7 protein-coding genes and 1 pseudogene are annotated in these 9587 nt (G+C 73.4%); 7 read left to right on the top strand and 1 reads right to left on the bottom strand.

All coding sequences use genetic code 11. From position 1 onward, the window contains the following. Positions 1 to 547 (top strand): annotated as a pseudogene (locus FBY41_RS23530) (glycosyltransferase); the annotation flags it as partial. After that, entirely contained in the window at positions 544 to 1452 is a 909-nt protein-coding gene (locus FBY41_RS19725) for a glycosyltransferase family 2 protein (RefSeq protein WP_141846172.1), read from the top strand. The pseudogene FBY41_RS23530 and the gene FBY41_RS19725, both read left to right, overlap by 4 nt. On the opposite strand, the gene FBY41_RS19720 is transcribed toward FBY41_RS19725, so the two are convergent. Further along, positions 1382 to 2668 carry a glycosyltransferase family 4 protein gene (locus FBY41_RS19720; RefSeq protein WP_260439913.1) on the bottom strand — a complete coding sequence of 429 codons (1287 nt, stop codon included), beginning with the start codon at positions 2666 to 2668 and terminating at the stop codon, positions 1382 to 1384. The two genes, FBY41_RS19725 and FBY41_RS19720, sit on opposite strands and share 71 nt — an antisense overlap. A gap of 159 nt (positions 2669 to 2827) precedes the next feature. Here FBY41_RS19720 and FBY41_RS19715 point away from each other — a divergent pair, with 159 nt between their 5' ends. The 5 genes from FBY41_RS19715 to FBY41_RS19695 all read left to right on the top strand — a co-directional run bounded on the left by FBY41_RS19715 (position 2828) and on the right by FBY41_RS19695 (position 9528). Continuing rightward, a complete protein-coding gene (locus FBY41_RS19715; protein WP_141846170.1) occupies positions 2828 to 3790 on the top strand; it encodes a WcbI family polysaccharide biosynthesis putative acetyltransferase in 963 nt (320 codons plus the stop codon). Beyond that, on the top strand, positions 3787 to 4818 hold the full coding sequence (locus FBY41_RS19710; protein WP_141846168.1) for a glycosyltransferase: 1032 nt from the start codon (positions 3787 to 3789) through the stop codon (positions 4816 to 4818). The genes FBY41_RS19715 and FBY41_RS19710 overlap by 4 nt, the downstream gene beginning before the upstream one ends. After that, entirely contained in the window at positions 4815 to 6050 is a 1236-nt protein-coding gene (locus FBY41_RS19705) for a glycosyltransferase family 2 protein (RefSeq protein ID WP_185749159.1), read from the top strand. The genes FBY41_RS19710 and FBY41_RS19705 overlap by 4 nt, the downstream gene beginning before the upstream one ends. A gap of 89 nt (positions 6051 to 6139) precedes the next feature. Next, the gene (locus FBY41_RS19700) at positions 6140 to 7849 is read left to right on the top strand and encodes a GTPase domain-containing protein (protein WP_375869889.1); all 1710 of its coding nucleotides are present in this window, start codon (positions 6140 to 6142) and stop codon (positions 7847 to 7849) included. Next, on the top strand, positions 7846 to 9528 hold the full coding sequence (locus tag FBY41_RS19695; protein ID WP_141846162.1) for a GTPase: 1683 nt from the start codon (positions 7846 to 7848) through the stop codon (positions 9526 to 9528). The genes FBY41_RS19700 and FBY41_RS19695 overlap by 4 nt, the downstream gene beginning before the upstream one ends. Positions 9529 to 9587 lie beyond the last annotated feature (59 nt).

Raw genomic sequence — 9587 nt, 5'->3', positions numbered from 1 at the left:
GATCGTCGCGCGGTGGCAGCCCCGGTGGGATGCCAAGACGACGTGGCTGGGGTCCCTCTCCCGCTTCGACGACCGGGAGCCGGTCGCCCCGCCGCAGGCCCGTAGGGTCGCGCTCGTCTGGGGCGCCGGCGGCACCGACGTGACGGAGGAGCAGATCGAGGCGGCTCGTCGGGCGACGACCGGCTGGAGCTGGACGGTGTGCCGTGACGCGGGCCCCGACGCCCTGTGGGACAGCCTTCAGGATTCCGCCGTCGTCGTCGGTCACGCCGGCCAGAACGTCGTCTCGGAGATCGCTGCCGCGCGTCGCGGCTCCGTCATCATCGCCCAGCGCCGCCCCCACGACGAGCAGCACTTCACGGTGCACGGGCTCGAGGAGGCCGGCGTCAGCCACGGCTTGCCCGCCTGGCCCGATCCCGCGGCATGGCCGGCCCTTCTCGAGTCTGCGGCCCGGATCGACACCGCCCGCTGGAGCCGCTGGACGGACGGCGCGGGAGCCGACCGGTGCGCGGCCCTCCTCGACTCCCTCGCGCTCGGCGAGCGCCGATGACCGGCACCGGCTCGGCTGGTGTGGACCACCCGGCCCCCCGGACGGCCCTGCTGACGCTGGCGCACGGCCGGCACCACCATCTCGAGGGGCTCCTGCTGGGGCTGGGCGCCGGGTCAGTCCTGCCCGACCATCTCGTCGTGGTGGCGATGGACGACGCGCAGATCGCGTCCGTCGTGACCGAGCACACCCCGGCGGGGCTGCCCGCCGAGGTCCTCTCCGTCGACGCGCACCGGTGGGGGCTACCGCTCGCGACCGCGCGCAACCGGGCGGCGGAGCGTGCCATCGCAGCCGGAGCCGAGCTGCTCGTCTTCCTCGACGTCGACTGCATCCCGGGGCCACGCCTCGTCGAGCGCTACCGCGAGGCCGCCCGGTCCGCGACGCAGGGCTCCACGGACGTGTGGTCGGGTGCGGTGCACTACCTCCCACCACGACTGGCTGGGCGTCCTTACAGCGCAGTCGATCTCGAGGAGTCACGCCCCCACGCCGCCCGCCCCGTCGCGCCGGAGGACGGACTGCTCGCGGCCGACGACCTGCGGCTCTTCTGGTCGCTCTCCTTCGCCGTCTCGGCCTCGACCTGGCAGTGCGTCGGCGGCTTCGACGAGGGGTACGACGGCTACGGCGGCGAGGACACCGACTTCGCGATGAAGCTGGCGCGAGCGGACGGCCGCCTGTGGTGGGTCGGGGGCGCCCCGGCATACCACCAGCACCACGAGGTCGAGAGCCCGCCGCGGCGCCACCTCGTCGACATCGTGCGCAACAGCAACCGCTTCGCGATGCGGTGGGGCTGGTTCCCCATGGAGGGCTGGCTCGCGGCGTTCGCCGACGAGGGGCTCATCACGCTGGCTGGCCGGACTCCCAGGTGGCATCTGACCGCAGCCGGTCATAGAGCTGCTCGTAGGCCCTGACCATGCGGTCGAGCGAGAGGTGCTGATGCGCGTGTCGCCGGACCTTCCGACGGTCGAGCCCGACCGCGTCGGTCGCGGCGACGGCCATGGCGGTCACGTCGCCCGGTCGCACGAGCCGGCCCACGGCTGAGGGGGATCCGTCGCGCGTCTCACCGTGTGACTGGCCCTCGGCCTCACCGCTCGAGTCGTGCAGCACCTCCGGTATGCCGCCGCGCGCGAAGGCGACGACCGGCGTGCCGCACGCGAGCGCCTCCGCCACGACGAGGCCGTAGGGCTCGTCCCACACGGGAGTCACGAGGGCAGCCGCGGACGACCCTATGAGCGAGACGAGGTCGGGGGTCGCGAGGTGCCCGGCATACGAGATGTCCCGCCCGAGGCGTGGACGCACCATGGCTTCGAAGTAGTCGGGGTCGCTGACGGGACCGGCGAGCACGAGGGGCAGCGCTGCGCGTCGGGCCGCCTCGATCGCCAGGTGGGGCGCCTTCTCCGGCACGAGGCGCCCCGACCAGACGAGGGCGGTCCCGCCCGGGCCGGCGCTCCACGTGTCGAGGTCGACGCCGTTGGGCACGACGTGGGCCTCGTCGTCGGGCCGCAGGACGCGCCACTGCCGCGCGACGAAACGGCTGACGGCCGCGAACTCTCCGCGACCGCTGTCACCGCGCGTCAGCTCGATCGCGGACTCGAGCCACGGCGTGGGCGGGGTGTGGAGCGTGGTGAGCATCGGCGGCACCACGAGCGGGCTCATCGCCACGGGCAGGTGGTGCAGGGCGTGGTTGTGCACGAGGTCGAAGTCGTCACCACCGGGCCCCGCCAGCGACAGGAGGAGGCGCAGGTAGGCGTGGTGCGCGGCCATGAAGCCAGGGGCCGGCATCGACACGTCGCCGGCGGCCGTGCGAGAGGGTGCCCAACCACCGCTCGGGAGGACGTGCTCCGCGTCGGAGGCATCGGAACCCTCGGCGGCGAAGAGGGTGACGTCGTGGCCGCGGGCCACGAGCGCCCGCCGCAACTGCCAGACGAGCGACTCGAGGCCACCGGCGAAGGGCTGACGGATGGGGTGGTCGCACGGAGCGATGAGGGCAATCCGCAGCGGCACCGACGCCCGTCCGTTGACGGGGTCGCGAACGACGCTGACCGACCGGGGCTGCGTGCTCGAACGTTGGCTGCCGGCCCGCTGCACACCGTCGGGGCGCGCGAGGACCGAGGGGTCGCCGATCACCCTGCCGGACTCTGGTCGCTGCCTGTCACCCCTCACTCCTACCCGCACACACAGACGGTCAAACCTCCGATGACGGCCGTGAGGACGCGGTGAGCGGCCGGTGCCCCGGACGGGTAGGTGACCCCTGTGACTCGTGACGCGTCTGACCCAGGAGCGCCCGTGCCGAACGGCGCGGGCGCCGGCGCGGTCGCTGCAATTCGTGCAGATCCCGCCCGCGCGCGGCACTACGGACAGTTCTACGGCCTGGACCCGCTACCCGACGGCGGCCTGCCCCTGCTCATCGTGCACGGCAACTGCCAGGCGGAGTCCTTGCGCCAGCTGCTGCAGCACGCGCCCGGGGCGCCGTGGTCCAGCGTGCGCATCCCACCGGTCCACGAGCTCGCCGCCGAAGAGGTGCCCCTCCTGCAGCGACTCCTCCGGCGTGCCGACGTCGTGCTCACCCAGCCGATCGCCGACGACTACGGCCGTATGCCGGTCGGCGCCTCGCAGGTCGCTCAGACCGCCACGCGCGCCCGCACCGTGGTCTGGCCCGTCGTCTTCTACGCCGGCCTGCACCCGTGGCAGCTCGTGCACCACGACGCCGAGGCCGGCGACCCGCCGCTCGTGCCCTACCACGACGCGCGCACCGTGCTCCGCGCGGCGGAGAGCGAGCCCCACACCGACCCCAGCACGGCCATCGCCGTGTCGGCATGGTCGATCGGGGAGCTGCGACGCCGTGAGCAGGCTGCCGGCGCCGTTCCCGTCAGTGACCTCGTGCTCGCCTCCGGTGCGGGGGCGATGCGCACCGTCAACCACCCGGCCAACCCCGTGCTCGTCGCCCTCGCCCGCCGCATCCAGGAGACGCTGGGGCTGTCACCGACAGCCGTCGACCCGGGCCGTCGCCTCCTCGACGTCCTGCACGCCCCCGTCTCCGCCGACGTGCTCGTCGCGCTTGGGCTCGACCCTGCCGGTGCCCGTGAGGACTGGCTCGTCTCCGGCGAGGTCGTGCCGGTCGCCGAGGTCGAGCGCGCCCAGCTCGCCTGGCTCCTCGACCGTCCACGGCTCGTGGCCGACATCGTGCGGCGCCACCGCGCCCAGCTCGACCTCCTCGCCGGGCGCACGCCCGGCGAGGTCTCCCGATGAGGTCGTATGCCGTAGTCGGCCCCGAGCGGCACGGCGTCGTCATCCACGCCCTCCGGCTCGCTGCGTCGTCGCCGGCTCTCAGTGCGGGGCTCGTGCGCATCAGCACGCCGGACGTCGCCACGGCGTCCGCCGACCTGCGTCGTGCCCTCGCTGGCCGCGACAGCGCGATGATCCAGGTCACCGACCACCTCCTCGGCGCGACTCCCTCCGATGCCGCCGACCTCGTCGAGGACCTCGCTCGGACCACCCCTCTCGCCCTGTGCCTGCACGACATCCCCCAGCCCGAGGAGGGGGAGGCGCGATTCGCACGGCGCCGGACGGCATACCGACGCTTCGTCGACAGCGCCTCGGTCGTCGTGGTGGCGAGCGAGCACGAGCGAGCCCTGCTCGCCGAGTGCCTCGACGAACACGCGTCCAACACGCGGGTCGTCGTGCTGCCGCTTCCCGTCGAGCGGGTGAACACGCCTGCGCCCGAGCGGTATTCGCCTAGGAAAGGGCCAGCGAGGGTCGCCGTGCTCGGCTTTCTCTATCCCGGCAAGGGACTGGAGCACGTCATCGATGCCGCCGGTCGCGTCGTGGCTCGCGGGCGTGAGGTCGAGGTGGTGAACATCGGCGGGGTCTCGACCGGGCACGAGGGCCTAGTCAAGGAGCTCGCCCTGCGCGCGCGACAGGCTGGCACGACGTTCAGCGTCACCGGTTACGTGCCCGAGCGCGACCTCGCCCACGTCGTGCGCGACGTGGACGTGCCCGTCGCCGCTCACCTGCACGTCTCTGCCTCGGGGTCGATCAACACGTGGATCGCTCTGGGGCGCAAGCCGATCGTGCTTGCCGGCGCCTACACCCGTGAGCTCGCAGAGCGGATGCCCGGCGCGGTCACGATCGCAGACGACGTCGCCGCGCTCGCGCCCGCGATCGAGCGAGCCGTGGAGTCACCGGACAGCACGTGGCTCGGCGATGACGTGCAGCTCGGCCCGTCGTGGGCCGAGAGTGCTGCGGCGCACGAAAACGTCCTGAGGAGCATCTCGTGAATGTGACTGACACCAAACCCGTCTCGGAGACACGAGTGAGTGTCGTCGTGCCCCACTTCGAGCGACAGGACCAGCTCGACCGGCTGCTCGCCGGACTCGACATGCAGACCTTTCCGTCCGCCCGGTTCGAGGTCGTCGTGGCCGACGACGGATCGCGCGAGGAGCCGCGGGTGGGCAGGCGTGACTACGCAGCCTCGGTCGTGCGGCAGCCCGACGAGGGATTCCGCCCCGCGGCGGCTCGAAACCTCGGCGCCCGGGCTGCCGGGGGAGACGTGCTCGTCTTCGTCGACCAGGACTGCGTGCCCGCGCCCGACTACCTCGCGAAGGTGGCCTCGGTGACGACGTCCGCGTGGGACCTCACGGTGGGACACCGGCTGCATGCCGATCTCGACGGCTGGACGCCCGAGGCCGTGCGCGAGTGGCTCGGAGGCGACGGGCCTGCACCCACGCTCATCGACGAGCCGGCGTGGCTCCTCGACGGCTACGAGCGCACGGCCGACCTCACCCGACCCGACGACCGCGCCTACCAGCTCGTGCTCGGGGCGGCCGTCAGCGTGAGCCGCGACCTCCACGAGGAGCTCGGTGGCTTCGACGAGTCGATCCGCGTCTACGGCGGCGAGGACTGGGACTACGGCCACCGGGCGCACGTGGCGGGGGCCGAGATGCGCTGGCTCGCCGACGCCGTGGTGTGGCACGACGGGCCCGACCTGCCCGGGCGGGGCGATCTCACGGCCGTCAAGAACGCCGAGACGGTGGCGCTCGCGCGGCGCCTTCCCGACGCCGACGTTCGAGGCACCCACCTCGTGTGGTCGATCCCCGAGGTCGTCGTGCGGGTCGACGTGGCCCGAGCCGACGATGCCGTGGTCATCGCGAGCCTCGAGTCGCTGCTCGCGGGCACCGATGCCCACGCGTGGCTCGGAGACGGCGTCGCGAGCCCGATCGAGGACCCGCGGGTGCACACCGGCGAGCCGGGGCCCGAGGTGCTCGCCCGCGCGCGGTGGCTCGTGGACTGCGACGCCGTGCTGCTGCACGGCACGACGCTGCGCGACCTGACTCGCTCCGCCCCGGTCCGGACCCCGCATCTGCAGATCTGCTCGACCCGCGACGCCAACCGGCACCGGCTCGGCGTGGAGCCGCTCCGACCGCGGGGGCTACCCGTGGGCGTGCGGATCGAGCGGCTGGTCGAGACACCGGTGCTCGAGCGGCACTGGCAGTCGCGTTCGCCCCGGTGAGGGCGCCCCGGAGACCCCGTTCCAGACCGGCGGCCCGACAGGGGCGTTTCGGTTTGGTGAGTTGGTGCTGACAAGAGAGGATTGCCGACGTGGCGGGTGAATCAGGGGCGGGCAATGCCCGGCTGCTCGGGGCGGTCCAGGACCTGAGGTCCGCCGTCTCCGAGGTCACCCTCCCGCTCGACCTCCCGGGGTCTGCTGCCGGCCGGTCGACGAGGTCGCGTCTGCTCGACCAGCTCGACGACTACGTCATCCCGCGGCTCACCTCGATCGACGCGCCGCTGCTCGCCGTCGTCGGCGGCTCGACGGGTGCCGGCAAGTCGACGCTCGTCAACTCTGTCGTCGGGGGCGAGGTCACGCTCTCCGGCGTCCTTCGCCCCACGACCCGGTCGCCGGTCCTCGTGCACCACCCTGCCGACGGCGCCTGGTTCTCCGGCCAGCGAATCCTCCCCGGACTCGCACGGATCACCGGGCGTCACTCATCCTCTGACGGACCCGGCGCGGTGCGCCTCGTCTCGAGCGAGGCGGTCGCCGCCGGCCTGGCGCTGCTCGACGCCCCCGACATCGACAGCGTCGTCGAGGCGAACCGCGAGCTCGCGGGCCAGCTCCTCGCAGCGGCCGACCTGTGGATCTTCGTCACGACCGCCGCTCGGTATGCCGACGCCGTGCCCTGGGACCTGCTGCGCGAGGCGAGCGAGCGCGGCACCGCCGTCGCGGTCGTCCTCGACCGGGTGCCGGCCCCCGCCGTCGACGAGATCCGCACGCACCTCGCCTCCATGCTGCGCGAGCAGGGCCTTGAGCAGGCGCCGATCTTCACCGTGCTCGAGTCGCGGCTCGTCGACGGGCTGCTGCCCGACGACCAGGTCGAGCGGCTCCGCGCGTGGCTGACCGCGCTCGCCGGCGACGCCCAGGCCAGGGCGGTCGTCGTGCGCCAGACCCTCGAGGGCGCGCTCACCTCGCTCGACACGCGCACCCGCTCGCTGCTGGACGCAGCGGCCGAGCAGTCAGCGGCGGGCGACGCGCTCCTCGACGCCGCCCGGACGGCATACGACGACGCGACGACGCAGGTCCACGAGGGCATGGAGGACGGCAGCCTGCTGCGCGGCGAGGTGCTCGCGCGCTGGCAGGAGTTCGTCGGCACCGGTGAGTTCTTCCGCCAGGTCGAGTCGACCGTGTCGCGCGTGCGTGACCGCTTCACCTCGTTCATCAAGGGCGAGCCCGCTCGCGCCGACCACCTCGGCGAGGCGCTGCAGTCGGGCGCTGAGGCCCTCATCTCCAACCGGGCAGAGCTGGCGGCATCGGCGACGGCCCGGGCCTGGCGGGTGCTGCCCGGCGGCCACCAGCTGCTCGCTGCCGACCCCGGCCTCGCGAGGTCGAGCGACGGGGCTGCCGCCCGGGCCGAGCGGCTCGTGCGTGACTGGCAGGGCGACATCCTCGAGATGGTGCGCAGCGAGGGCAAGGACCGCCGCACGACGGCCCGCATCATGGCCTACGGCGTCAACGGCCTCGGAGTCGTCCTCATGCTCGTGACGTTCGCGAGCACCGCCGGCGTCACCGGTGCCGAGATCGGCATCGCCGGCGGCACCGCTGTCGTCGGCCAGAAGCTGCTCGAGGCGGTCTTCGGCGACCAGGCCGTGCGCGAGCTGGCGCGCCAGGCGCGTGAGCGGCTGATGACGCGAGTCGAGGAGCTGTATGCCGCCGAGCGCGAGCGCTACGAAGGAGCCGTGACGACGGTGCACGTCGACGCCGACAAGACCGCGAACCTCGAGAAGGCGGCTGCTGCCGTGCGGGCTGCGCGATGAGCCCCCTCACGATGGGCCGCGCCAAGGTCAAGCAGGCCTCGTCGGCGGAGGTCGGCGAGCGGACGAGCGCCCTGTCGATGGCCCTGCTCACCGGCGCCGCCGAGCTCGAGCCGGCGATGGTCGACCGCGCTCGGCGCGCCGTCGACAAGGCGGTCGAGCGTGGCGGAATCGCCGGAGACCACACCGTCGTCGCCCTGGCCGGGGCGACGGGCAGTGGCAAGTCCTCGCTCTTCAACGCCCTCGTCGGAGCCGACGTCGCGACGATCGGCGCGCGGCGGCCCACGACCGCCCTGCCGACCGCGGCGGTCTGGGGTGACGCCGACGCCACCCCTCTGCTCGACTGGCTCGGGGTGGCCACCCGTCACGTCGTCGAGGACGCCGGTTCGGCTGTCGACGGCGGCACGGTCGGCGGGCTGGACGGTCTCGTGCTGCTCGACCTTCCCGACTTCGACTCGCGCGAGGTCGCGCACCGCGTCGAGGCGGAGCGCATCCTCGAGCTCGTCGACGTCTTCGTGTGGGTGACCGACCCGCAGAAGTATGCGGATGCCCGGCTCCACGACGACTTCGTCTCCCTCCTGTCGCAGCACGGTGCGGTCACGCTCGCGGTGCTGAACCAGTGCGACCGGCTGTCACCGGCCGGTCTCAAGGCCGTCACCAGCGACCTCGGTGCGCTGCTCGAGGCCGACGGTGTCACGAAGGCCACGGTGCTGCCCACGTCGGCGGTGACGGGCGAGGGCGTCGACACCCTGCGCCAGCGTCTGGCGAATGCCGTTGCCGGACATGCGGCGTCGCGTCAACGACTGCGTTCTGACCTCGTCGTGGCTGCCTCTGCGCTGCGTCGCGGCGTCGCCGACACCGAGGCCGACGTCAGTCGGCTCGACCGCGCTGCGCTCGACACCGCGCTGGCCCGCTCCGCCGGCGTCCCGATCGTGCTCGACGCGGTGGCGCGCGACTACCGCCGCGAGGCCTTCGCGCACACCGGCTGGCTCTTCGCCCGCTGGACCAAGGGCTTCGCCGCCGACCCGCTGCGTCGGCTCCGCCTCGACCGCACCGGGGGACGCCCGCCGATCCCCGTCGACATCGAGGGCGCTGACGTGCGTGCGGTCCTCGGCAGGTCGTCCATCCCGACCCCGACCGCGGCGACCGCCTCGGCCGTCGACCTCGCCACCCGCACCTTCGTGCGCGAGGCGTCCGACGGCCTGCCCGTGCGCTGGAAGCAGTCGGTCGAGGACGCTGTGGAGGCGGGGGACGGGGGCCTCGCAGACGCCCTCGACCAGGCGATGCTCACGACCTCGCTGCGGGCTCGCCGGCCGATCTGGTGGCTGGTCGTCAACATCGTCCAGTGGGCCCTCGGACTCATCGCCGTCGCGGGCCTCGCGTGGCTCGCAGTCCTCTGGGTGGTGAGCCTGCTCGGGGTGCCGCGCCCTGACACCCCGTCGGTCGGCATCCTGCCCGTGCCGTCCCTGATGCTGCTGGGAGGCGTCCTGCTCGGGATCGGGCTGGGCCTGCTCTCGCGCTGGTGGGCCCGCATCGGCGCCCGGCGTCGACGCGCGGTCGTGGGCCGGCGGCTCACCGACTCCGTGGCGGCGGTCGCCGACGAGCGCATCCTCATCCCCGTCGACGAGGTGCTCGCTCGTCATCGCGAGACCCGGCAGCACCTCGACATCGCTGCACGCTGAGGCCGCCGGAACGCTGAGTCCGCGGTGCAGCCTTCGTCCACACCTCCCCGGAGGGGGAG

It is taken from the genome of Humibacillus xanthopallidus, assembly GCF_006716675.1.
Classification (GTDB): Bacteria; Actinomycetota; Actinomycetes; order Actinomycetales; family Dermatophilaceae; genus Humibacillus; species Humibacillus xanthopallidus_B.
This window is presented reverse-complemented; position numbering and strand designations above follow the sequence as displayed.